The 22,722-nt window shown below is 67.8% G+C and carries 22 protein-coding genes; 16 read left to right on the forward strand and 6 right to left on the reverse strand.

The window, feature by feature from the left end:
- Positions 1 to 123: 123 nt before the first annotated feature.
- The 3 genes from AC1VVG_RS01045 to AC1VVG_RS01055 all read right to left on the reverse strand — a co-directional run bounded on the left by AC1VVG_RS01045 (position 124) and on the right by AC1VVG_RS01055 (position 2,880).
- A complete protein-coding gene (locus tag AC1VVG_RS01045) occupies positions 124 to 420 on the reverse strand; it encodes a flagellar protein FliT (protein WP_059559395.1) in 297 nt (98 codons plus the stop codon).
- Positions 421 to 457: 37 nt separating this feature from the next.
- Positions 458 to 1,867, reverse strand: coding sequence for a flagellar filament capping protein FliD (gene fliD, locus AC1VVG_RS01050; protein ID WP_034188095.1), 1,410 nt, complete (start codon positions 1,865 to 1,867; stop codon positions 458 to 460).
- A 188-nt stretch (positions 1,868 to 2,055) separates the two neighbouring features.
- A complete protein-coding gene (locus AC1VVG_RS01055) occupies positions 2,056 to 2,880 on the reverse strand; it encodes a flagellin domain-containing protein (RefSeq protein ID WP_034188094.1) in 825 nt (274 codons plus the stop codon).
- Between the two features lie 522 nt (positions 2,881 to 3,402).
- On the opposite strand from AC1VVG_RS01055, the gene rpsU reads away from it, so the two are divergent.
- Positions 3,403 to 3,615 (forward strand): 30S ribosomal protein S21, encoded by a 213-nt coding sequence (rpsU, locus tag AC1VVG_RS01060; RefSeq protein WP_006401410.1) that lies wholly within the window; start codon positions 3,403 to 3,405, stop codon positions 3,613 to 3,615.
- Between the two features lie 699 nt (positions 3,616 to 4,314).
- Positions 4,315 to 5,550: a PepSY-associated TM helix domain-containing protein gene (locus tag AC1VVG_RS01065; protein WP_343727554.1), complete on the forward strand. Its 1,236-nt coding sequence runs from the start codon at positions 4,315 to 4,317 to the stop codon at positions 5,548 to 5,550.
- Positions 5,551 to 5,635: 85 nt separating this feature from the next.
- Here AC1VVG_RS01065 and AC1VVG_RS01070 read toward each other — a convergent pair whose 3' ends face one another.
- Positions 5,636 to 6,238: a DNA-3-methyladenine glycosylase I gene (locus tag AC1VVG_RS01070; RefSeq protein WP_034188092.1), complete on the reverse strand. Its 603-nt coding sequence runs from the start codon at positions 6,236 to 6,238 to the stop codon at positions 5,636 to 5,638.
- Between the two features lie 142 nt (positions 6,239 to 6,380).
- Here AC1VVG_RS01070 and AC1VVG_RS01075 point away from each other — a divergent pair, with 142 nt between their 5' ends.
- Together AC1VVG_RS01075 and AC1VVG_RS01080 are read left to right on the forward strand one after the other, a co-directional pair.
- A complete protein-coding gene (locus AC1VVG_RS01075) occupies positions 6,381 to 7,262 on the forward strand; it encodes a glucosamine kinase nucleotide-binding domain-containing protein (protein ID WP_034188091.1) in 882 nt (293 codons plus the stop codon).
- A 134-nt stretch (positions 7,263 to 7,396) separates the two neighbouring features.
- On the forward strand, positions 7,397 to 8,221 hold the full coding sequence (locus tag AC1VVG_RS01080; protein WP_059559383.1) for a Cof-type HAD-IIB family hydrolase: 825 nt from the start codon (positions 7,397 to 7,399) through the stop codon (positions 8,219 to 8,221).
- Between the two features lie 133 nt (positions 8,222 to 8,354).
- Here the strand turns inward: AC1VVG_RS01080 and aqpZ are convergent, their stop codons facing one another.
- Entirely contained in the window at positions 8,355 to 9,098 is a 744-nt protein-coding gene (gene aqpZ / locus AC1VVG_RS01085; RefSeq protein WP_034188089.1) for an aquaporin Z, read from the reverse strand.
- Between the two features lie 300 nt (positions 9,099 to 9,398).
- Here aqpZ and AC1VVG_RS01090 point away from each other — a divergent pair, with 300 nt between their 5' ends.
- Entirely contained in the window at positions 9,399 to 9,695 is a 297-nt protein-coding gene (locus AC1VVG_RS01090) for an H-NS histone family protein (RefSeq protein ID WP_006489320.1), read from the forward strand.
- Positions 9,696 to 9,798: 103 nt separating this feature from the next.
- Here the strand turns inward: AC1VVG_RS01090 and AC1VVG_RS01095 are convergent, their stop codons facing one another.
- Complete coding sequence (locus AC1VVG_RS01095) at positions 9,799 to 10,863, reverse strand: glycosyltransferase family 4 protein (RefSeq protein ID WP_034188088.1); 1,065 nt, start codon at positions 10,861 to 10,863, stop codon at positions 9,799 to 9,801.
- Positions 10,864 to 11,529: 666 nt separating this feature from the next.
- Here AC1VVG_RS01095 and flhD point away from each other — a divergent pair.
- The 11 genes from flhD to AC1VVG_RS01150 all read left to right on the forward strand — a co-directional run bounded on the left by flhD (position 11,530) and on the right by AC1VVG_RS01150 (position 22,665).
- Positions 11,530 to 11,850, forward strand: coding sequence for a flagellar transcriptional regulator FlhD (gene flhD / locus AC1VVG_RS01100; protein ID WP_011350590.1), 321 nt, complete (start codon positions 11,530 to 11,532; stop codon positions 11,848 to 11,850).
- A gap of 93 nt (positions 11,851 to 11,943) precedes the next feature.
- Entirely contained in the window at positions 11,944 to 12,498 is a 555-nt protein-coding gene (gene flhC, locus AC1VVG_RS01105) for a flagellar transcriptional regulator FlhC (protein ID WP_034188087.1), read from the forward strand.
- Positions 12,499 to 12,666: 168 nt separating this feature from the next.
- Positions 12,667 to 13,527, forward strand: coding sequence for a flagellar motor stator protein MotA (motA, locus tag AC1VVG_RS01110; RefSeq protein WP_011350592.1), 861 nt, complete (start codon positions 12,667 to 12,669; stop codon positions 13,525 to 13,527).
- 13 nt (positions 13,528 to 13,540) lie between these two features.
- The gene (gene motB, locus AC1VVG_RS01115) at positions 13,541 to 14,557 is read left to right on the forward strand and encodes a flagellar motor protein MotB (protein ID WP_034188086.1); all 1,017 of its coding nucleotides are present in this window, start codon (positions 13,541 to 13,543) and stop codon (positions 14,555 to 14,557) included.
- A gap of 28 nt (positions 14,558 to 14,585) precedes the next feature.
- Complete coding sequence (locus AC1VVG_RS01120) at positions 14,586 to 14,963, forward strand: response regulator (protein ID WP_034188085.1); 378 nt, start codon at positions 14,586 to 14,588, stop codon at positions 14,961 to 14,963.
- A gap of 33 nt (positions 14,964 to 14,996) precedes the next feature.
- The gene (gene cheA, locus AC1VVG_RS01125; protein WP_482835147.1) at positions 14,997 to 17,258 is read left to right on the forward strand and encodes a chemotaxis protein CheA; all 2,262 of its coding nucleotides are present in this window, start codon (positions 14,997 to 14,999) and stop codon (positions 17,256 to 17,258) included.
- A 47-nt stretch (positions 17,259 to 17,305) separates the two neighbouring features.
- Positions 17,306 to 17,821 (forward strand): chemotaxis protein CheW, encoded by a 516-nt coding sequence (cheW, locus tag AC1VVG_RS01130; RefSeq protein ID WP_006486165.1) that lies wholly within the window; start codon positions 17,306 to 17,308, stop codon positions 17,819 to 17,821.
- Positions 17,822 to 17,858: 37 nt separating this feature from the next.
- A complete protein-coding gene (locus AC1VVG_RS01135) occupies positions 17,859 to 19,820 on the forward strand; it encodes a methyl-accepting chemotaxis protein (protein WP_124608590.1) in 1,962 nt (653 codons plus the stop codon).
- Positions 19,821 to 19,823: 3 nt separating this feature from the next.
- A complete protein-coding gene (locus tag AC1VVG_RS01140) occupies positions 19,824 to 20,816 on the forward strand; it encodes a CheR family methyltransferase (protein WP_034188082.1) in 993 nt (330 codons plus the stop codon).
- The gene (gene cheD, locus AC1VVG_RS01145) at positions 20,813 to 21,577 is read left to right on the forward strand and encodes a chemoreceptor glutamine deamidase CheD (protein WP_034188081.1); all 765 of its coding nucleotides are present in this window, start codon (positions 20,813 to 20,815) and stop codon (positions 21,575 to 21,577) included. Before AC1VVG_RS01140 ends, cheD begins: the two co-directional genes overlap by 4 nt.
- Entirely contained in the window at positions 21,574 to 22,665 is a 1,092-nt protein-coding gene (locus AC1VVG_RS01150; protein WP_034188080.1) for a protein-glutamate methylesterase/protein-glutamine glutaminase, read from the forward strand. The genes cheD and AC1VVG_RS01150 overlap by 4 nt, the downstream gene beginning before the upstream one ends.
- Positions 22,666 to 22,722: the final 57 nt, after the last annotated feature.

The raw sequence follows: 22,722 nt of genomic DNA on the forward strand, positions 1-22,722 counted from the left end.
GGGGGCGTGCGAGGCGCCTCCTTTCGCCACCTGCCTGCCGGCGAAAAAAAAGCCGCACGCATGCGGCTCGACGATACGACGTCGGCGCCCGCTCGATGGCGGCGCGCGTTGTTGTTCGCAGGCTTACAGCATGCCGGTCGTCTGGTAGGCGCTCGCGGCGCGGATCCGCTCGCGCGATGCGGTGAACTGCTGCGCGAGCCGGTCGCGATCGGCCTGCGCGTCCTGTGTGATCGATGCGTCGATGTCCATGATCCGGCGGATCGTGTCGAGCGCGGCCGGCGTCTGCTCCGGCGCCAGGCTCATCAGCAGCGGCGAGCGCGCGTCGGCCAGCGCGGCGACGCGCTCCCAGTCGCGCAACGCGCTCGCCGACTGCATCGCCTGGGTCAGGTGCAGCGCATGGTTCAGGGCATCGGTCGTCATGGTCATGGTCGTCGTCCGGTGTCGTGCGAAGGGCGCGTTACTTGTTGGTGGCGAGCGCACCCGCGCTGTTGGTGCCGCCGAACAGCTGGGTCAGGTACTTCGTGTTGTTCGCCATCGTCGCCATCAGGTTGTTCAGCGCGGTGAACTGCGCGTTGTACTGCGTGGTCAGCTGGGCCGAGTAGTTCTGCAGTTGCGTCGCCTGGTCCGACAGGCTCTTCAGGTCCGCGTTGATCGCGGTGGTGCGCTGGTCGATCAGGCCGTTGGTCTGCGTGTAGTTGCTGACCAGGTTGTTGAGCGTCTGGCCGACACCGTTCGTCGTGTTGAACAGTGCGCCGACCGCCGGGTTGTTCGACGTGAGCGCGGTGTTCAGCGCGCTCGAGTCCACCTGCAGCGTGCCGTCCGCCTGCAGGCTGATGCCGATGGCCGCCAGCGAATAGGTCGAGCCGCCCGTCGTGACGCCGCCGCTGATCGCGGTCGCGAGTCCGTTCGAGATCGTGTTCAGCATCGAATCGCCGAGCAGCGGGCCGGCCGTCGACGTGTTCGGATCGTACGACGACAGCGACTGCGCGGTCGTCACGTAGGTGTTGTACGCGCTGACGAACGCGTTGATCGCGGTCGTCGTGGCCGTCGTGTCGGGCGACAGCGTGACCGTCTGGGTCGTGTTCAGCGCCTGCGTCGTCAGGTTCAGCGTGACGCCCGTCAGCACGCCCGACACGCTGTTGGACGCGCTCGTCACCGGCGTGCCGTCGACGGTCAGTTTCGCGTCGGCGGCCGCCGTCACGGTCGTGTAGCCCGAGGTCAGCTTCGAATTGACGCCGGTGCCGCTCACCGACACAGTGTTGGCCGCGCCTGTGTTGTTCGACTGGATCACGAGATGCTGGCCGTCCGAGCCGGTGATGACCGACGCGGTGACGCCCGGGTTGCCGGCCGTCGTGTTGATCGACTTCGCGATGTCCGACAGCGATGCACCGGCCGCGACGTTGACGTTGAAGGCCGTGCCGGTGCCGAGCGTGATGCTCAGCGAACCGGCGGAGATCGTGTCCGAGGACGTGATGCCGGCCGACGACAGCTTGTTCGCGGTGGCGAGCTGCGTGACGTTGACCGCGTACGAGCCGGCCACCGCGCCGCCGCCGCTCTTGACCGACGCGGTGATGCCGTTGCCGCTCGCGGTTGCCGCGAGGCCGCTCAGCGTCGTGCCGTTCGACAGGCCCGTGATCGCGGTCTGCAGCGCCGACAGCGCGGATTTCAGTTTGCCGACCGCCGACAGTTCGGTGTTGTCGGCCGTCTGCTTGTTCGTGAGGGTGGTCTGCTGGCCGATGGTCTTGGCCTGCACCAGCGACGTGACGAGCGAATTGACGTCGAGCGTCGAATTGGTCGCGCCGCTGATGATCGATTGTCCGGCCTGCGCCAGGATGCTGCCGATATCCGTCGTGCTCGTCGTGGCCATGCGGGTGCTCCAGTCGTTTGCGCGATGACGCGCGTTTCGGCGGGTCGCCGTACTTCGGTTTCAATGCAAGCAGGGAGGCATGCCTCCCTGGAGTGTCGGGTCCGACGAATCGAACCGGCGCCGTCGCGCGCCGCAACGCGGACGACGCCGTGCGCGCGGGCGACTCGCCCGGCGCGGGGTGTTCCCGATTACTGCAGGAGCTTCAGGACTTGCTGCGGCAGCGAGTTCGCTTGCGCGAGCACCGAGATGCCGGCTTGCTGCAGCACTTGCGCCTTGCTCAGGTTCGCCGTTTCCGTCGCGAAGTCCGCGTCGGTGATCTGCGAACGCGCCGCGCTCATGTTCGTTGCCTGGGTTTGCGTCGTCGTGATCGCAGCCTGGAACGTGTTTTGTGCCGCACCCAGCGTTGCCTGGAACGTGTTCACGTTCTTCAGTGCCGCGTCGATCGACGTGATGGCCGACTGTGCGCTCGTCTGGTCGCTGACCGTCAGGCCGCTCAGGCTCAGGCCGCCGCCCGTGCTCGTCCACACCGTCGCGCCGAAGTTGACGGCCACGGTCTGGTTGGCTGCCGCGCCGACCTGGAACGTGACGTTGCCCGCTGCGCTCAGGATGGTCTGGCCGTTGAACGACGTTTGCGTTGCCACGCGGTCGATTTCGCCGAGACGCGTCGTGACTTCAGCCTGCAGGTTCGCACGTGCGTTCGAATCCAGCGAGCCGTCGCCTGCTTCGACTGCCAGCGTACGGATACGCTGCAGGTTGTCGACGGTCGACTGCAGCGCGCCGGCTGCCGTCTGGATCATCGAGATGCCGTTGTTCGCGTTCGACACGCCTTGGGTCAGCGCGTTGATCGCTGCCGTTTGCGACGTCGAGATCGCGAGACCTGCCGCGTCGTCGGCTGCCGTGTTGACGCGCTTGCCGGACGACAGGCGGTTGATCGCTTGCGACAGCGCGTTTTGCGAGCCCGACAGATTCGTCTGCGTCGTCAGCGAAAGGATGTTGGTGTTGATGTTCAGCATTTGCTTCCTCGTTTTGGAAAATGCCTGAGATACAGACAGGTTCTGATTTCGGCGTTGCGCTTTTTCGCGTCTGGCGCTGCCCGCCTTTCCTGGTTGACGGCGGCACCCGGCGAAAACTTTAGAGGGATGTTTGAGGAAATTCGGGACGGAAGAGGGGATTTCGCCGGGAAGGCTCGCCCGGCATGGCGGACAGCGTGGTGGCCAGGGCGCGGAACGCCGCCCGGTTGGGTGGAACGTTTGCCCGCGATCGACAAAAGGATGGTTTTGTCTGTGATTCCCTGCTATGATGGCGGGCTGAATTGAGATTTCTGTCACGCCTCTGCCGTTTTCGGCATGTCTGCTGGCAGTCAAACGCGGCGCTGCACGCGGCTGTGAAGCGTACTCGCGGTGCTTTCCGCCTCTCTTTTCCGGCCTCCGAGGCCGTATTTCCGCTCGTTTCGCCTGTTCGTGGGGACGCTCGGATGGCCGGTGCGTGGCGCTTGGCCGCTACGTTTTTGACCGTTTAAGCAATTTAGGAACGACATGACGACGATTCTTCTGAAAGAAAACGAGCCGTTCGAAGTGGCGATTCGCCGCTTTCGTCGCGCTATCGAAAAAAATGGCCTGATCGCTGAACTGCGTGAGCGCCAGTCTTACGAAAAGCCGACCGCAGTCCGCAAGCGCAAGAAGGCAGCAGCCGTCAAGCGCCTGCACAAGCGTCTGCGCAGCCAGATGCTGCCGAAGAAGCTCCACTAAGAGCGTCTGACGGTTCGCCGCGAAACGGCGGAGTGTGCCTCGAAAGAGGCCGCTCCGCCGTTTTGCTTTTGGGGTCCGGGAAAATCCCGAGGCTCGCCGCGGAGCGGCCGTTCCGGCCGACGGCCGCGGTTGGCGGCCGGCCGGTGCGGCGTCCGGAAGTCGATTTTCGCGGTCAGGCCAGCCCTGCGCGGGTTGCCCGGCTTCAGGTCATCCGCGTTCTGATATTCCCGGTAACGGCGGTTCTGCACGCTGCCGATTGGCGCGCGCGGCGTCAAGGCGTGGCGGCCGACCTGCGTCGGGGAGTGCGCCCGCATCGATGGCGAGCCAGCCTGGCGCATCGAGGCCGCCGGTCGCGCGCAGCGGCGTCGCGCCGGCGAATCGTCGGCATGCGCGAGCGAGGCGGCGAAGCAGGCAGGGGTGGCGGCCTCGCGGCGTGGACGGACGGGCGGTCGCGCGAAGCCGACGGTCATGGCGGGTGAGCAAAAATGCGAGTAAGAATCATTCGCATCGCGCTAAAATGTCGCGCATCGTATCAAGACCCGCCGAACGCGCAATATTTCCAGGCCGCGCACAAGGGCATCCGGCCTCGCCTGGCGCGGCCGGCCGGCACTTGCGCGGTGTTTGACATCAGATGACCTTCCTCCCGTCGACCCGGGGCCGCCGCCTGTGCCGGCCCGTTTTCCTGTCGCCGCGCACGCGATGAATGCGTTCCTGCGACCGTTTCTCGTCCGCCTGCATCGCTGGTTCGGGCTCGCCATCGCGCTGTTCCTGTTCGTCGCGGGGCTCACCGGCGCGCTGATCGCATGGGACCACGAGCTCGACGCGGTGTTGAACCCCGACTTCTACGTCGCGCGCAGCGGCGCCGCGCCGCTTGCGCCGCTCGAACTGGCGACGCGCATCGAGGCTGCCGACCCGCGCGTGCAGGTGACCTATCTGCCGCTCGCGGTCGAGCCAGGGCACACGCTGCAGGCGGGCGTGATACCGCGCACCGACCCGGCGACCGGCCGGCCGTACGCGATCGATTTCAGCCAGATCGCCGTCGATCCCGCGACCGGCGCGGTGCAGGGCCGCCGCGAATGGGGCGCGCCGTCGCTCGCGCGGCTCGACCTGATGCCGTTCATCTACCGGCTGCACTACTCGCTGTTCCTCCCCGAGTACGGCGGGATCAACTTCGGGTTCTGGGTGATGGGCGTCGTCGGTATCGTGTGGGCAATCGACAGCCTGATCGCGCTCGTGCTCGCGTTCCCGAACCTGAAGAGCTGGCGCAAGTCGTTCGCGTTCCGCGTGCGGCGCGGCGGCTATCCGCTCGTATTCGACCTGCACCGCTCCGGCGCCGTATGGGTATGGGGGCTGCTGCTGGTCGTTGCGGTCACATCGATCTCGATGAACCTCGCGGTTCCGGTCGTGCGCCCGCTGGTGTCGCGGCTGTCGCCGCTCGCGCAGACGCCGTACACGAATCCCGAGCGTTTCCCGCCGGCTCCGCCGGGCAGCACCGTGCTGCCGCGCGAGCGAATCGTCGAGATCGCGCGCCCGGCCGGGCGCGACGCGGGAATCACCGCGCCGCCCGGTGCGCTGCTGTTCGCGCCGGCGATGAACGTCTATGCGGTCGGGTTCTTCACGCCCGGCAACGACCACGGGGACGTCGGGCTGGGTAACGCGTGGTTGTACTGGGATGCGGTGACGGGCAAGCCGGTCGCCGCCCAGGTGCCCGGCCGCGGCTCGGCCGGCGACCTGTTCATGCAGGCGCAGTTTCCGCTGCACTCGGGGCGGATCGCCGGCGTCGCGGGCCGCGTCGCGATCAGCGCGCTCGGCATCGTCATCGCGATGCTGAGCGTGACGGGCATCTGCATCTGGGTGAAGAAGCGCAGCGCACGCGTGCGGGCCGCGCGAAGCGCACGGTCGGCCGTGCCGGCGTCGTCACGCGCCGCGCGGTAAGCGACGGGGGCGCCGTGGCCACCGTCGCCACGGGCGGCGTTGAAGGACGGGTGCCCGGCTGGCGCCGGTGCCTGCGCCTGCGTGGTCAGCCCGCCTTGCGCTTGCGTGCCGGCTGTTTCCGGCCGAGCGCCGCGCACCGCGCGTGGCACGGGCAGCCGATCTCGTGATCGTTGACCATGCCGGTTGCCTGCATCAGTGCATAGCAGATCGTCGAGCCGACGAACTTGCAGCCGTATGCCTTCAGCGCCTTGCTGAGCGCGTCGGACTGTTCGGTCGACGCGGGCGCGTCGCGGTACGACTGCCATGCATTCTGGATCGGCGTATTGCCGACGAACGACCACAAAAATGCGGCGAGCGAGCCGTGTTCGTCGCGGATGCGCTGCACGGCGCGCGCATTGGTGACCGCCGATTCGACCTTCGCGCGGTTGCGCACGATGCCCGGATTCTCCAGCAGCTTGTCGATGCGCTTCGGCGTGAAGCGCGCGACGGCGTCGACGTCGAACTCGGCGAACGCGTCGCGATACCCCGCGCGCTTGTTCAGGATCGTCGACCACGACAGCCCGGCCTGCGCGCCTTCCAGGATCAGCATTTCGAACAGGTGGCGATCGTCGTGCGACGGCACGCCCCACTCGGTGTCGTGATAGTGAGCGTCCGCTTCCGTCTTCACCCAGTTGCACCGCTGCGACATCGTCTGCCTCGTTTTCAGTGTCGAATCGATCGTGCCAGCATAGCGGAAGCCCATTTTGCGGGATAGCCGGCCGAACGGCAGATGGGCGCGCGGCGCCGATCCGGTTAAGCTTGGCGCCTGTTCGAATCAGCGGGATGAAGGCATGGCGGCATTACTTTTTGCGATCGGCATCGACGGCGGCGGCACGGGCACGCGCGCGGTGCTGGCCGACCGGCACGGGCGCGAGCTCGCGCAGGGGCGCGGCGGCCCGTCGGGGCTCGGGCTCGGCATCGAGCGCGCGTGGGCGTCGATCGGCGCGGCGTGCGCGGACGCGTTCACGCAGGCCGGCCTTGCGTTCGACTGGTCGCAGTGCGCGCTCGGCTGCGGGCTCGCGGGCGTCAACAATGCGGCGTGGCTCGCGGCGTTCCGGGCGCAGGCCCCGCTCGGCGCGCTCGCGATCGAGAGCGATGCATATACGACGGTCGTCGGTGCGCACGGCGGCGCGCCGGGGCTCATCGTCGCGCTCGGCACCGGCAGCATCGCGGCGGCGCTCGATGCGGGCGGCGCGTGCCGGATCGCCGGCGGGTTCGGCTTTCCATCCGGCGACGAGGCGAGTGGCGCGTGGCTCGGCGTGCGCGCGCTCGCATACGCGCAACAGGCGCTCGACGGCCGCGTGCCGCGCGATGCGTTCGCCGATGCGCTGCTCGCGGAAACGGGCGCGCAGGATCGCGACGCGCTCGTCCAGTGGTCGTGCGATGCGAACCAGACGATCTACGCGCGTCTCGCGCCGGTCGTGTTCACGCACCGCACGCATCCGGTGGCGGGCGCGCTGATCGCGCAGGCCGGCGACGAGATCGGCAAGATGATCGACGCGCTCGATCCGCAGCACGCGCTGCCGGTCGCCCTGTGCGGCGGGCTGGCGGATGCACTCGCGCCGGCCGTGCCGGCGCGCCATGCCGCGCGGCTGCGCGCGCCGCTCGACGATTCCGCACATGGCGCGCTGCGGCTCGCGCTGCAGGCGCTGCGGGCGGCGGAAGGCGGCTGAAGCGAGACAAGGCGGGGGGAAGGCGCGTCGACCCAGCGCCAAAGGCGCGCTTGACCGGGAACCGCCCGGCGCGCCGCCGGGCACGACGTTAAAATGGCGATTCCGCAGCGTCCTGTGCGCCATTCTCCCGTCCCATGTACAAAGTCATCGCCACCGATCTCGACGGTACCCTGCTGAACAGCGACCACCAGCTCGATCCGTACACGATCGACACCGTCCGTCGGCTCGACCGCGACGGCTTGCAGTTCGTGATCGCGACGGGGCGCCATTACGCGGACGTCGCCGGCATTCGCGACGTGCTCGGCATCCGGCCGTACCTGATCACGTCGAACGGCGCGCGCGTGCATGCGCCGGACGACACGACGATTCACGCGCAGGACATCGATCCCGCGATCGTCCGCAGCCTCGTGCAGCCGGAGGTCACCGGCGCGCATGGCCGCACGATCGTCAACCTGTTCACCAACGACGGCTGGCTGATCGACCGCGACGCGCCGCACCTGCTCGACTTCCACCAGGATTCGGGCTTCCGCTACGACGTGATCGACATGGCCGCGCACGACGGCGCCGATATCGCGAAGGTGCTGTATATCGGCGAGCCGGCCGATCTGGCGGTCGTCGCCGAGCAGATGCGCGTGCGCTTCGGCGATGCGCTGTACGTCACGTATTCGCTGCCCGACTGTCTGGAAGTGATGACCGCGAACGTGTCGAAGGGCCGCGCGCTGCGCACGGTGCTCGGGCGGCTCGGCGTCGATACCGGCCACTGCATCGCGTTCGGCGACAACATGAACGACATCGACCTGCTCGAAACCGCCGGTCACGCGTTCATGATGAACAACGCGAACCCCGACCTGGTCGCGCGGCTGCCGCACATTCCGCGGATCGGCAACAACTTCGATGCGGGGGTCGCCCGGCACCTGCGCTCGCTGTTTTCGCTCGAGGACAACGTCGCCGCTTCCTGAGCGTCCGGCCCCCGGGCGCGTGTCCCGTGCGGAAATGAAAAACGGGCGCCAGTGGCGCCCGTCGAAATTGCCTGCCTCGATGTTGTTGGACAGCGTGAGGCTCGCTGCTCTGCTCGCTTGACCCCGTAGTGTTTTATTCGCTTGTGCGAGCCGATGCCGGAAGCAGGTCGACGGCGTCGTCACGCCCGGCGACCAGCGGGTAGATGATCCCTGCGAGTACCGCGCCGATCATCGGCGCCACCCAGAACAGCCAGAGCTGGCCGATCGCGTCGCCGCCGACGAACAGCGCCGGGCCGGTCGAGCGCGCCGGGTTCACCGACGTGTTGGTGACCGGGATCGAGATCAGGTGAATCAGCGTCAGGCACAGGCCGATCGCGATCGGCGCGAAGCCGGCCGGCACACCGCGCTTGTCGGTCGCGCCGAGGATCACGAACAGGAAGAAGCCCGTCATCACGACTTCGCAGATGAACGATGCGCTCAGCGAGTAGTGGCCGGGCGAGCGATCGCCGAAGCCGTTCGTCGCAAAGCCGCTGCCGACGACGTCGAAGCCCGGCTTGCCGGTGGCGATCAGGTACAGCACGAACGCGCCGAGCGTGGCGCCGACGACCTGCGCGACGATGTACGGAGCGAGATCGCGTGCCGGGAAGCGGCCGGCGACCGTCAGGCCGACGCTCACCGCCGGATTCAGGTGGCAACCCGAGATGTGGCCGATTGCGAATGCCATCGTCAGCACGGTCAGGCCGAAGGCAAGTGCGACGCCGGCAAAGCCGATGCCGAGGCCCGGAAAGGCGGCGGCCAGCACGGCGCTTCCGCACCCGCCGAGCACCAGCCAGAACGTGCCGAATACCTCTGCAGCGAGACGCTGAGAAAGATTCATGTAAGGACCTCGTTCAAGTGGGTTGAAGACCACCGGACGACACTGCGGATTTAATCCCTCGCCCGGAATTGGTCTGGATTATAGGAAATGAATCGCGTCCGGGAGGGTCAACGATTGTTAAATTTGAATGGCTGACGAATGCCTTTTATTAGAATAAGTCCGCATTCTCGATAAAGCCGAATCGGTTAAAGATGACAGTATTTATTTCGAAGGGCAGGGCGGCAGTGCGGATGACGTAACGGGTGTTGGCGTCCCGGCCGGATTCGCCGGGGCCGCATCATCGAAAAGGGGAGTCGAAAAATGTCTCAATACGCGAAACTCAAGGCGCAGATCGCTGATCTGCAGGCTCAGGCGGACGACGTGCGCCGCCAGGAAGTGGCGGCGGTCATTGCCGACGTCCAGCGAATGATTGCGGAATACGGCCTGACGGCCCAGGACCTGGGCTTCGCGGAACGGGCACGGCGCGGACGTCCGCCGAAGAAGGCGCCGCTGCCGCCGAAATACCGCGATCCGAAGTCGGGTGCAACCTGGAGCGGGCGCGGCAAGCCGCCGAATTGGATCGTCGGGAAAAACCGCGATCGTTTCCTGATCGAATGACCGGAAGCCGAAAAGAAAGAGCCGCATCGTCGATGCGGCTCTTTTGTTTTACGCGCCGATTTCGGCGCGGATTTTGCTGAATATTTCCGCGCGGATTTCCGCGTCAGGCGCTCGCGACCCGGCGCAATACCGGTTGCTTGGCCGCCGCGCAAAGCGATTCGTAAGTTTCGACATAACGCTGCGCCATTGCCTTCGAGCTGAAACGCGTGTCGAAACGCTGGCGGATCGCGGTGCGCGACAGCGTGTCGATCCGGTGCAGCGCACCGACCGCGCCCTGCACGTCCTCGACGATGAAGCCGGTCACGCCGTCCTCGATCACTTCCGGCACCGAGCCGCGGTTGAACGCGACGACCGGCGTGCCGCAGGCCATCGCCTCGATCATCACCAGGCCGAACGGCTCCGGCCAGTCGATCGGGAACAGCAGCGCCTTCGCGCCGGACAGGAACGCGGGCTTCTGCGCCTCGTTGATCTCGCCGATGAATTCGACGTGCGCCTGGCCGAGCAGCGGCTCGATCACTTCCTTGAAATAGTCGGCGTCGGCCTTGTCGACCTTCGCGGCGATCTTCAGCGGCAGCCCGCTTTGCGCGGCGATCCGGATCGCGGTGTCGACGCGCTTTTCGGGACAGATCCGGCCGAGGAACGCGAGGTATTCGGGCTTCACACCCGGCTGCGGCGTCAGCAGCGTGTCGGGCAGCCCGTGATACACGGTGCCGGCCCACGCGGCCTGCGGCAGCGGCTTGCGCTGGTTGTTCGAGATCGACACGACCGGCGCGTCCGGGAACGCGTCGAACACCGGCTGCAGCTCGGGCAGGTCGAGGCGGCCGTGCAGCGTCGTCACGTACGGCGTGTCGAGGCGCGACATCAGCGGGAACGGCAGGTAGTCGAGGTGGAAGTGCAGCACGTCGAATTCGTGCGCGACCCGGGCCACCTGCTCGAGGAGCCGCATGTGGGGTGCCATCGAATCGCGGATCGACGGGTCGAGCCGCAGGGCGCGCGGCCACGCCGCCTCGAGACGGGCCGACGTGACGGAGTCGCCGCTGGCGAACAGCGTCACGTCGTGGCCGAGTTCGACGAGCGCCTCGGTGAGGTAGGACACGACACGCTCGGTGCCGCCGTAGAGTTTCGGCGGAACGGCTTCGTAAAGCGGCGCGATCTGGGCAATTCGCATCGGTGTTCTCCGGTTTTCGATCCGTGGGCGCCATCGCGCCGACGCGGATCCCATACAACGTTGCGGAACTCGCCGACGCACGCGTCTGGCGTACGTGGCCGGGCCCTGGACGGGGTGCGCGGGGCGCCGGACGGCAAGCTGCGGGGCGGGCCGGCACGGCTCGCGCCGCCGCCCATTGGAGTCCATTATCGATATCGCCCTGCGGGGTTCGAGTGTTTTTTCAAACACTTAAGGCTTGTTACACGATGAAATACGCGAAAACCCCGAGAAAAAGGGCGCGGAATCATGAATCGAGATGGCCGCAACTATTGTTGCGCGATCGTGAAAAACCACTATAATTTTTACCGATCCGATTGTCGGCAGCCCTGCCGGCAAGCCTTCCGCCACCGAGCGGGCGGCCATCGGCACCCTCGCAGCCGAATGCGCGCTGTCATCCGCTTTCCCGATTGCCCCTTTCAATTCGCTTTGTCGGAAAAATTCCTACACGGTTTACAGACAAATCCTGCATGGCATACGCCACTTCGCTGATACCGACATAAATGGCGTTTGGCCAAAATTCGCCCTGTAAGACTATAAACGAGCCGACAGTGCGCCAGGAGCGCTCCGATCGAGCAAACGTTTTCATAACACGAATGGCCAAAGCAAAGCTCTTATAACGGGGGAATCATGAGCGCTACCAGCGAAATGCTCAGTGAGATCAAAGAGGTCAACCTGTCGTACCTCCTCCTCGCGCAGCGCCTGCTGCGGGAAGACAAGGCGATGGGCATGTTCCGCATGGGAATTTCCCAGGAACTCGCCGACGTGCTCGCCAACCTCACGCTCGCACAGACCGTGAAGCTTGCCGCGTCGAACCAGATGCTGTGCCGCTTCCGCTTCGACGATCACGCGCTGCTGTCGTCGCTCGCCGACAAGGGCCGTAGCGATGTCGTCGCGCACGCCCACTCGGCCATCCTGATGGCCGGGCAGCAGGTCGAAGGCGTCCGCTGATCCATCCCGCCTTGCGTTGTGTCCCGGCGTACCGCGCCGGAGGGCAGCGTATTGGCCATCCATTCGAACAACGTCAAGCGGACGGTTATCACCATGGCAAGCAAAAGCGTCGTGATCGAGGTGAAGGAAATCACCCTCGCCATCGAACTGATCGAACTGGGCGCCCGGCTGCAGCTGCTGGAGGCGGAGACGAGCCTGTCGCGGGACCGTCTGATCAAGCTGTACAAGGAGCTGAAGGGCGTGTCGCCGCCGAAGGGGATGCTGCCGTTCTCGACCGACTGGTTCATGACGTGGCAGCCGAACATCCACTCGTCGCTGTTCTACAACATCTACCGGTTCATGCAGGACCACGGCCGCTGCGAGCCGATCCAGTCGATCGTGAAGGCGTACCGGCTCTATCAGGAGCACGTGAATCTGTCCGGCGACGAGGCCGCGCTGAGCCTCACGCGGGCATGGACGCTCGTGCGCTTCTTCGATTCGGGGATGCTGCAGATGACCCCGTGCACGCGCTGCGGCGGCCACTTCGTCGCGCATGCGCATGATCCGCATCAAGGTTTCGTGTGCGGCCTCTGCCAGCCGCCGTCGCGTGCCGGCAAGACCCGCAAGGCCGCCGCCGCGCGCGCCGAACTGGCTGCCACCGCGGCCTGAGCGCCGCCGGGCGGGGCGCGGGCGGTTGCCGCGGGCCGCGCGAATCGTCCGTGCCGTGCTGGTAAACACTGCCGGGCCGCCGCCGGGCGGCCGCGAAAGTTTTCCTGCCGACTGCCGTAAACCTGTTTAACGGCGGTCTTCCCGCCGGTCTTTCGTGAGGGACAGGCAGTGCTGATTATCGTGGGAACACTCGTGACGCTGTTGTCCGTCTTCGGCGGCTATGCGCTGGCAGGCGGGCATCTGGGCGCATTGATCCAGCCGGTCGAGATCCTGATGATCGTGGGCGCCGGCGTCGGCGCATTCATCCTCGGCAACGGCGGCAAGACCATCAAGGCCACGCTGCGCGTGCTGCCGACCCTCTTCAAAGGGTCGAAGTACACGAAGGACGTCTACATGGAGCTGATGGCGCTGCTCTACGTGCTGCTGGCGAAGGCGCGCAAGGAAGGCACGCTGACGCTCGAGGCCGACATCGACGATCCGGAAAAGAGCCCGATTTTCACGCAATACCCGAAGATCCTCGCCGATCATCACATCGTCGAGTTCCTGACCGACTACCTGCGCCTGATGGTGGGCGGCAACATGAACGCGTTCGAGATCGAGAGCCTGATGGACGAGGAGATCGAGACGCACCACGCGGAAGGCGAAGGCCCCGCGCACGCGCTGATGCGCGTCGGCGACGCGATGCCGGCGTTCGGCATCGTCGCGGCCGTGATGGGCGTGGTCCACACGATGGCGTCGGCCGACAAGCCGCCCGCGGTGCTCGGCGCGATGATCGCGCAGGCGCTGGTCGGCACGTTCCTCGGGATCCTGCTGTCGTACGGGCTGATCGGGCCGCTCGCGAGCCTGGCGGAGCAGCGCGTCGCCGAGTCGACGAAGATGTTCCAGTGCATCAAGGTGACGATCCTCGCGACGCTGAACGGTTATGCGCCGGCGATTGCCGTCGAGTTCGGCCGCAAGGTGCTGTTCTCGACCGAGCGCCCGTCGTTCTCGGAGCTCGAAGAGCACGTGCGCCGCGTGAAGGCGAAGTGACGCGGAGCGCACGATGAGCAAGAGCAAGGATCGCGCGATCGTCGTCAAGCGGGTGGCCCCGGCGAAGAAGGGCCACCACGGCGGCGCATGGAAGCTCGCGTACGCGGATTTCATGACCGCGATGATGGCGTTCTTCCTGTTGATGTGGCTGCTGAGCTCGGTCACGCCGGTGCAGCTTAAGGGCATCGCCGAATACTTCAACACGCCGCTGAAGGCCGCGCTGTTCGGCAGCGGCGACCGCAATTCGCAGGACTCCAGCATCCTCAACGCCGGCGGCCGCGACCTGTCGAGCGTCGACGCCGGCACGCTGCGCCGCACCGACGGCTCGACGCAGCTCGCCGATCGCGTCGCGAAGGCCGGCGACGACAACACGCGCTCGCAGGCGCAGGGCGCGCAGGACCGGCTCGAGCAGGCGCGCCTGCACGACCTGCAGATCAAGCTGATGGCCGCGATCGAGGCGAATCCGACGTTGCGCCAGTTCAAGCAGCAGATCCGCATCGATTCGACGCTGATGGGGCTGCGCATCGAGATCGTCGATTCGCAGAAGCGGCCGATGTTCGCGATGTCGAGCGACCGCGTCGAGCCGTACATGCGCGACATCCTGCGCGAGATCGGCAAGACGCTGAACGACGTGCCGAACCGGATCATCGTCCAGGGCCACACCGACGCCGTGCCGTACGCGGGCGGCGAGGGCGGCTACAGCAACTGGGAGCTGTCGGCCGATCGCGCGAACGCGTCGCGCCGCGAGCTGATCTCCGGCGGCATGGACGAGGCGAAAGTGCTGCGCGTGCTCGGCCTCGCGTCGACGCAGAACCTGAACAAGGCCGACCCGCTCGATCCGGAAAACCGCCGGATCAGCGTGATCGTGCTGAACCGCAAATCCGAAGAGGCGCTGATGCGCGACGACGCGACGACCACGACGCTGTCGGCCGATGCGGCCGGCTCGAAGCAGCTCGCGCAGCAGCTCGGCGCGGCGCCGGCCGTGCGCCCCGCGCTCGCGGCGTCCGCCGTCGCGGTGCCGAAACCCTGATATCGACAAGACCCGCTCCGAGACAGACATGATCCGAACCATTCTCGCCATCGACGACTCCGCGACCATGCGCGCCCTGCTGCAGGCGACGCTTGCACAGGCCGGCTATGACGTGACGGTGGCGCCGGACGGCGAAGCCGGCTTCGACATGGCCGCGACCGCGCCGTACGACCTGGTGCTGACCGACCAGAACATGCCGCGCAAGAACGGGCTCGAGGTGATCGCCGCGCTGCGCAAGCTGACCGCGTATGCGGACACGCCGATCCTCGTGCTGACGACCGAGGGCAGCGATGCCTTCAAGGATGCCGCGCGCGACGCGGGCGCGACGGGCTGGATCGAGAAGCCGATCGACCCGGCCGTGCTGGTCGACCTGGTCGCGACGCTCTCCGAGCCGGCCGCATCCTGACATGAACGCGACGAATTCAACCGGTGACCGGGCATGACTCTCGACATCACTCAGTTCTACCAGACCTTTTTCGACGAAGCGGACGAGCTGCTCGCGCAGATGGAGCAGCTGCTGCTGAACCTCGACGTCGACTCGCCCGACCCCGAAGACCTGGCCGCGATCTTCCGCGCCGCGCATTCGATCAAGGGCGGCGCGGCGACGTTCGGCTTTTCCGCGCTGACCGATACGACGCACATCCTCGAATCGCTGCTCGACCGCGCGCGCAACCACGAGCTGACGCTGACCAAGGAGATGGTCGACGCGTTCCTCGAGACCAAGGACGTGCTGTCCGACCAGCTCGCGGACTACCGCGCGAGCGCCGAACCGGACGCGGCGGCTGCCGCGACGATCTGCGCGAAGCTCGAACGGCTGAAGGCCGAGAGCGGCGCGGGTGAACCGGCGGCGGCGGCCGCGCCGGCACCTGCGCCCGCGGCCGCACCCGCTGCTCCGGCCGCGGAACCCGCCGCCGGTGGCGAGCGCGCGCCCGATCACGTGGTCGAGCAGGCCGTCGCGGCCGCGCATCCGGCGGGTGACGCGGACGCGGGCGCGGGCGGCCCGCACCTGAAGATCACGCTGGTGGGCGTCGACGCGAAGGACCAGGCGCTGCTCACCGAGGAACTCGGCAACCTCGGCCGGATCGTCGGCCGCGAGGCAGCGGGCGCCGACCTGTCGCTGTGGCTCGAATCCGATGTGCCGTCCGACGACATCGTCGCCGTGTGCTGCTTCGTGATCGACGAAAGCCAGATCCGCGTCGCGCACGGCACGGCGCCGGCCGCACCGGCCGCGCCGGCTGCCGCGCAGGACACGGCGGCGCCGGTTGCCGAACCGGCCGCCGCCGCGCAACCGGCGCGCGTCGAGGTGTTCGCGCCGCCGGCCGCCGCGCCGCAACCGGCCGCGCCGGCGCCCGCCGAGCCCGCCGAGCCGGCCGCCGCGGCCGCACCGGCCCAGCCGCCGCAACCCGCGCCGCAACCGCCGGCCGAACACGCGGCGCCGGCCGCCGCGCACCACGACGACAAGCGTGCGCGCCCGGCCGCGGCCGCCGCCGCGGGCGCCGAAGGCAGCTCGATTCGCGTCGGCGTGGAGAAGGTCGACCAGCTGATCAACCTCGTCGGCGAGCTCGTGATCACGCAGGCGATGCTCGCGGAAACCGCGAGCGCATTCGATCCGGCGCTGCACGACCGCCTGTTCAACGGGATGGCGCAGCTCGAGCGCAACGCGCGCGACCTGCAGGAAGCGGTGATGTCGATCCGCATGATGCCGATGGACTACGTGTTCAGCCGCTTCCCGCGCCTCGTGCGCGACCTCGCCGGCAAGCTCGGCAAGCAGGTCGAGCTCGTCACGTTCGGCCAGGCGACCGAGCTCGACAAGAGCCTGATCGAGCGGATCATCGATCCGCTCACCCACCTCGTGCGCAACAGCCTCGACCACGGGATCGAAACCGTCGACAAGCGCGTCGCCGCCGGCAAGGATGCGGTCGGCCAGCTCGTGCTGTCGGCCGCGCATCACGGCGGCAACATCGTGATCGAGGTGAGCGACGACGGCGCGGGCCTGAACCGCGAGCGGATCCTCGCAAAGGCCGCGAAGCAGGGCATGCAGGTGTCCGACAACATCAGCGACGACGAAGTCTGGCAGCTGATCTTCGCGCCGGGCTTCTCGACGGCCGAGACGGTGACCGACGTGTCGGGCCGCGGCGTCGGGATGGACGTCGTGAAGCGCAACATCCAGTCGATGGGCGGCCACGTCGAGATCACGTCGCAGGCCGGCCGCGGCACGACCACGCGGATCGTGCTGCCGCTCACGCTCGCGATCCTCGACGGGATGTCGGTGAAGGTCGGCAGCGAGATCTTCATCCTGCCGCTGAACTTCGTGATGGAGTCGCTGCAGCCGTCGACCGACGACATCTACACGGTCGGCAACGGCGAGCGCGTGGTGCGCGTGCGCGGCGAATACCTGCCGCTGGTCGCGCTGCACGAGGTGTTCTCGGTCGAGGACGCGCGCACCGACCCGACGCAGGGGATCGTCACGATCATGGAAACCGAGGGCCGCCGCTTCGCGATGCTGATCGACGAGCTGGTCGGCCAGCAGCAGGTGGTCGTGAAGAACCTCGAAACCAACTACCGCAAGGTCCACGGCATCTCGGCGGCGACCATCCTCGGCGACGGCAGCGTCGCCCTGATCGTCGACGTCGCGGCGCTGAACCGTGAAACCCGTGCGACGCACGGCGCCCGTGCCGGCGCCGAGCTCGCGATGTTCTGACTCTCGCCATCAACCGATTGGGGGCAAACGTGTCTGCTGAAGTCCAAATGATCAATCCGGCCGCGGCGAACGCGGCAACGAGCCGCCGCGACGCGGAGCAGGGCGACGCGACGGGCCAGGAATTCCTCGTGTTCACGCTCGGCGACGAGGAATACGGGATCGACATCCTGAAAGTGCAGGAAATCCGCGGCTACGACAGCGTCACGCGCATCGCGAACGCGCCGGAGTTCATCAAGGGCGTGATCAACCTGCGCGGGATCATCGTGCCGATCGTCGACATGCGGATCAAGTTCCATCTCGGCCGCGTCGAGTACGACCACCAGACCGTCGTGATCATCCTGAACGTGTCGAACCGCGTGGTCGGGATGGTGGTCGACGGCGTGTCGGACGTGCTGACGCTGCAGACCGACCAGATCATGCCGGCGCCGGAATTCGGCGCGACGCTGACGACCGAGTACCTGACCGGCCTCGGCACGGTCGACGGCCGGATGCTGATCCTGATGGACATCGAGAAGCTGATGTCGAGCCGTGAAATGGCGCTGATCGAGACACTCGGCGGGTAAGCGCGCCGCGCGCGCAGCAATTTCGGGAGAATCTGCAATGTTGCACAACTGGTCGATCCGTACGACGCTCACCGCGGTCGGACTCATTCTCGTGTGCCTGGCCGCCGCGGTCGGCGGGCTCGGCCTCTACGCGCTCAATCACGCGAGCCGTTCGCTCGACGAGATCGCGCACGTCGACCTGCCGGCGATTCACACGCTGGACGACACGGCCGCGCACCTGCTGCGCTCGCGCGTCGCGCTCGACCGCTTCCGTACGCTGACCGAAGGCGGCAATGCGGCCGACGCGGCGAAGGTGCTCGACCGCGCGCAGGAGCTGTTCGCGAAGTCGAACCAGAACTGGCAGGCGTTCCAGTCGTTGCCGAAGCTCGGCGTCGAGCAGGCGCTCCTCGACGAGCTCACCGCCCGCTACACGACGATCGTGAAGGAAGGCGTCGAGCCCGAATTCGCGGCGGCGCGCGCGGGCGACATGGCGGCGTACCACGCGATTGCCGACGCGAAGATCAGCCCGATGTTCGTCGCGTTCGACCAGACGGCGGCGGCCGTGATCGCATCGCTGCAGAAGCGCGCGGAAGAGCGTCAGGCCGCGACGCAGTCGCAGATCTCGCTGATGGTCGCGCTGATCGCCGCCGGCATCGCGATCGCGTTCGTCGTCGTGATCGCGATCCGCTTCGTCCTGCGCGGCCTGATCGTGAAGCCGATCGAGGACGCGATCGCGCACTTCGAGCGCATCGCCGGCGGCGACCTCACGCAGCCGGTGAGCGTGTTCAGCACGAACGAGATCGGCCGCCTGTTCGGCGGCATCAAGCGGATGCAGGACGCGGTGACGACGATGGTGCAGGCCGTGCATCGCGGCACCGAGTCGATCGACGTCGGCGCACGCGAGATCGCGACCGGCAACATCGACCTGTCGCAGCGCACCGAGGAGCAGGCCGCGTCGCTGCAGGAAACCGCGTCGAGCATGGAGCAGCTGACGGGCACCGTGCGGCAGAACGCGGAGAACGCGCGGCAGGCGAGCCAGCTCGCGGTGAACGCGTCGGACATCGCGACGCAGGGCGGCGACGTGGTTGGCCAGGTCGTGTCGACGATGCAGGACATCGCGGCCAGCTCGGGCAAGGTCGTCGACATCATCGGCACGATCGAGGGCATCGCGTTCCAGACCAACATCCTCGCGCTGAACGCGGCGGTCGAAGCCGCGCGCGCGGGCGAACAGGGCCGCGGCTTCGCGGTGGTCGCGGGCGAGGTGCGCTCGCTCGCGCAGCGCAGCGCGAGCGCCGCGAAGGAAATCAAGCAGCTGATCGGCGATTCGACCGAGAAGGTCGACAGCGGGTCGGCGCTCGTGGCGCGTGCCGGCGCGACGATGGAAGAGATCGTGCAGGCCGTGCGCCGCGTGACCGACATCATGGGCGAGATCAGCGCGGCGTCCGACGAGCAGTCGACCGGCATCGAGCAGGTCAACCGCGCGGTCGGCCAGATGGATTCGGTCACGCAGCAGAACGCGGCGCTCGTCGAGCAGGCGGCGGCGGCCGCCGCGTCGCTCGAGGAGCAGACGCGCCAGATGAAGGCGATCGTGTCGGGCTGGCGCGTCGCAGGCGGCATCGCGCTCGCGCCGGCGCGCAGCGTCGCGCGGCCGGTCGCGCACGAACCGGCGGCCGTGCCTGCGTTGCCGTCGGAGCCGCGTCACGACGCGGCGCCGGTCGCCGCGCTGCCGGCGCCTCAGGCGGCGGCACAACCGGCACGGCGCGCCGCGCCGGCCGCCCGTGCGGCCGCGTCGGGCGCCGGCGCCGAACCGAAGCGCACGGCCGACACCGCGCGCACGCAGAAGGATGCAACGGCTTCCCGCGGCACCGCCGCGGGCGGCTATGGCCCGCGCCTCGCGAAGTCGGCCGCACCGGCGGACAAGCCGGCCGCGAAGCCCGCGCTCGTGCGCCCGGCGCTGAACGGCGAGAAGCCGGCGCTGGCGGCGGCCGGCACGTCCGACGACGACTGGGAGACCTTCTAAGCCATGTCGCACGCGCGCGCGCCGTTTCGACCCGATGCACCGGATGCCTCGCCTCGCGCAGGGGATCCGGGGCGCGACTTCGCGTTCACGGGCGCGGATTTCGCACGCATTCGCGCGCTGATCCATCAACGCGCGGGGATCTCGCTGTCCGAGCACAAGCGCGACATGGCGTACAGCCGTCTCGCCCGGCGGCTGCGTGCGCGCGGCCTCGACACGTTCCGCGACTACCTCGACCTGCTCGAGCAGGAGGACGATCCGCTCGAGTGGGAAGCGTTCACCAACGCGCTGACGACCAACCTGACCGCGTTCTTCCGCGAGTCGCACCATTTCCCGATCCTGTCGGATTTCGTGAAAGGGCGCCCGGCGCCGGTGTCGGTCTGGTGCTCGGCGGCGTCGACCGGCGAGGAGCCGTATTCGATCGCGATCACGCTGATCGAGGCACTCGGCGAATCGGCGGCGCGCGGCGCGTCGATCCTCGCGACCGATCTCGACACGCAGGTGCTCGCGAAGGCGGAGGCCGGCATCTACACGTACGACCAGGTCAAGCACCTGTCGCCGGAGCGGCTCAAGCGCTTCTTCCTGAAAGGCACGGGTCCGCAGTCAGGCCGTGTGAAGGTGCGCCCCGAGCTGCGCGCGATGATCCGTTTCGAGCAACTGAACCTGACCGATGCGGACTACGGGATCGCGAAGCCGTTCGACGCGATCTTCTGCCGCAACGTGATGATCTATTTCGACAAGCCGACGCAGGGGCAGGTGCTGTCGCGCTTCGAGCCGCTCGTGAAGCCGGGCGGGCTGCTGTTCGCCGGCCATTCGGAAAACTTCACGTACGTGACGCAGGCGTTCCGGCTGCGCGGGCAGACGGTGTACGAACTGACACGCGACGCCGCGCAGGGCGCGCGGCCGCGCGGCGCGCAGGCGCCCGCGGCGGCCGCGATGCCGTCGCCCGTGCGCGCGCGGGCCGCGGGCGCCGTGCCTGCCTATGGAGAGCGCGGATGAGCGCACTGCCGATCGCGACCAATCGCTATTTCGACAGCCACTTCGGCCTTCCCGGCGTGAAGCTGTTGCCGAACGAGTTCTACACGACCGCCGAGGACATGGTGCTGATGACCGTGCTCGGCTCGTGCGTCGCCGCGTGCATTCACGATCCGTACGCGGGCATCGGCGGGATGAACCACTTCATGCTGCCCGACGACGGCGCCGATGCGGGCGCGGCCGCGTCCGAATCGATGCGCTATGGCGCGTACGCGATGGAAGTGCTGATCAACGAACTGATCAAGGCCGGCGGGCGCCGCGAACGCCTCGAGGCGAAGGTGTTCGGCGGCGCGGCCGTGCTGGCCGGGATGACGACGATCAACATCGGCGATCGCAACGCGGATTTCGTGCGCCGCTACCTCGCGCTCGAACGCATCCGCATCACCGCGGAGGACTTGCAGGACGTCCATCCGCGCAAGGTCGCGTTCATGCCGCGCACGGGGCGCGCGATGGTGAAGAAGTTGCGGCTGCAGGTGCCGGGCGTGACCGAGCGCGAAGCCGCGCTGGCGCGCGAGGCCGACCGCTTGCGCGCGGCGCGCCCGCGCGCGCACGTCGAGCTGTTCCAGGCGAAACGGCCGGCCGCGCCGCAACCGGCGCGCCCGCGCATCGAGCTGTTCGGCGCGCGCGGCGCCGCGCCGGCCGGCAGCGGCAGCGCGGGCGGTGCCGGCGGCGTGCGGGCGGCGAACCCGTATGCGGCGAACCTATCAAGAAAGCAGGAGGCATGACCGCAGTGCAGAAGATCAAAGTATTGTGCGTCGACGATTCGGCGCTGATCCGCAGCCTGATGACCGAGATCATCAACAGCCAGCCCGACATGACGGTGTGCGCGACCGCGCCCGATCCGCTCGTCGCGCGCGAGCTCATCAAGCAGCACAACCCCGACGTGCTCACGCTCGACGTCGAAATGCCGCGCATGGACGGGCTCGACTTCCTCGAGAAGCTGATGCGCCTGCGGCCGATGCCGGTCGTGATGGTGTCGTCGCTGACCGAGCGCGGCTCCGAAATCACGCTGCGCGCGCTCGAACTCGGCGCGGTGGATTTCGTCACGAAGCCGCGCGTCGGGATTCGCGACGGGATGCTCGACTACGCGGAAAAGCTCGCCGACAAGATCCGCGCGGCGTCGCGCGCGCGCGTGCGCCAGGCGCCGCAGCCGCAAGCCGCCGCGCGCTCGGCCGACAGCCCGGCGGCCGCGCCGATGATCAACAACCCGCTCGTCAGTACCGAGAAGCTGCTCATCATCGGCGCGTCGACGGGCGGCACCGAGGCGATTCGCGAAGTGCTGACGCCGCTGCCGCCGGATGCGCCGGCCGTGCTGATCGCGCAGCACATGCCGCCGGGCTTCACGAAGTCGTTCGCGCAGCGGCTGAACGGCCTGTGCCGGATCGCGGTGAAGGAAGCCGAGCACGGCGAGCGCGTGCTGCCGGGCCATGCGTATATCGCGCCGGGCCACGCGCACCTGTTGCTTGCGAGAAGCGGGGCGAACTATATTGCGCAACTGTCGGACGAGCCGCCGGTGAACCGGCACCGCCCGTCGGTCGACGTGCTGTTCCGTTCGGCGGCGACGCACGCGGGCAAGAACGCGATCGGCGTGATCCTCACCGGGATGGGCCGTGACGGCGCGGCCGGCCTGCTGGAAATGAAGCGCGCGGGCGCCTACACGTTCGCGCAGGACGAAGCCAGCTGCATCGTGTTCGGGATGCCGCGCGAGGCGATCGCGCTCGGGGGCGCGGACGAGGTCGCGCCGCTCGCCGACATGAGCCGCCGCGTGATGGCGCGCCTGGCGACGATGGGCGACCGCGTGCAGCGCGTTTGAATGGAATGTCACGGGGCGCGTGCCACGATACGCGTCCCGACGGAAACGAATCTGGAA

It is taken from the genome of Burkholderia sp. L-4, assembly GCF_056856535.1.

Coding starts and splice junctions, on each gene's coding strand:
- AC1VVG_RS01045 (WP_059559395.1), bottom strand. CDS start 420: ATGACGACCGATGCCCTGAACCATGCGCTGCACCTGACCCAGGCGATG.
- AC1VVG_RS01120 (WP_034188085.1), top strand. CDS start 14,586: ATGATCCGAACCATTCTCGCCATCGACGACTCCGCGACCATGCGCGCC.
- AC1VVG_RS01140 (WP_034188082.1), top strand. CDS start 19,824: ATGTCGCACGCGCGCGCGCCGTTTCGACCCGATGCACCGGATGCCTCG.
- cheW (WP_006486165.1), top strand. CDS start 17,306: ATGATCAATCCGGCCGCGGCGAACGCGGCAACGAGCCGCCGCGACGCG.
- flhC (WP_034188087.1), top strand. CDS start 11,944: ATGGCAAGCAAAAGCGTCGTGATCGAGGTGAAGGAAATCACCCTCGCC.
- AC1VVG_RS01135 (WP_124608590.1), top strand. CDS start 17,859: ATGTTGCACAACTGGTCGATCCGTACGACGCTCACCGCGGTCGGACTC.
- AC1VVG_RS01075 (WP_034188091.1), top strand. CDS start 6,381: ATGGCGGCATTACTTTTTGCGATCGGCATCGACGGCGGCGGCACGGGC.
- AC1VVG_RS01080 (WP_059559383.1), top strand. CDS start 7,397: ATGTACAAAGTCATCGCCACCGATCTCGACGGTACCCTGCTGAACAGC.
- AC1VVG_RS01150 (WP_034188080.1), top strand. CDS start 21,574: ATGACCGCAGTGCAGAAGATCAAAGTATTGTGCGTCGACGATTCGGCG.
- fliD (WP_034188095.1), bottom strand. CDS start 1,867: ATGGCCACGACGAGCACGACGGATATCGGCAGCATCCTGGCGCAGGCC.
- AC1VVG_RS01055 (WP_034188094.1), bottom strand. CDS start 2,880: ATGCTGAACATCAACACCAACATCCTTTCGCTGACGACGCAGACGAAT.
- AC1VVG_RS01070 (WP_034188092.1), bottom strand. CDS start 6,238: ATGTCGCAGCGGTGCAACTGGGTGAAGACGGAAGCGGACGCTCACTAT.
- rpsU (WP_006401410.1), top strand. CDS start 3,403: ATGACGACGATTCTTCTGAAAGAAAACGAGCCGTTCGAAGTGGCGATT.
- AC1VVG_RS01065 (WP_343727554.1), top strand. CDS start 4,315: ATGAATGCGTTCCTGCGACCGTTTCTCGTCCGCCTGCATCGCTGGTTC.
- motB (WP_034188086.1), top strand. CDS start 13,541: ATGAGCAAGAGCAAGGATCGCGCGATCGTCGTCAAGCGGGTGGCCCCG.
- flhD (WP_011350590.1), top strand. CDS start 11,530: ATGAGCGCTACCAGCGAAATGCTCAGTGAGATCAAAGAGGTCAACCTG.
- cheD (WP_034188081.1), top strand. CDS start 20,813: ATGAGCGCACTGCCGATCGCGACCAATCGCTATTTCGACAGCCACTTC.
- AC1VVG_RS01090 (WP_006489320.1), top strand. CDS start 9,399: ATGTCTCAATACGCGAAACTCAAGGCGCAGATCGCTGATCTGCAGGCT.
- cheA (WP_482835147.1), top strand. CDS start 14,997: ATGACTCTCGACATCACTCAGTTCTACCAGACCTTTTTCGACGAAGCG.
- aqpZ (WP_034188089.1), bottom strand. CDS start 9,098: ATGAATCTTTCTCAGCGTCTCGCTGCAGAGGTATTCGGCACGTTCTGG.
- AC1VVG_RS01095 (WP_034188088.1), bottom strand. CDS start 10,863: ATGCGAATTGCCCAGATCGCGCCGCTTTACGAAGCCGTTCCGCCGAAA.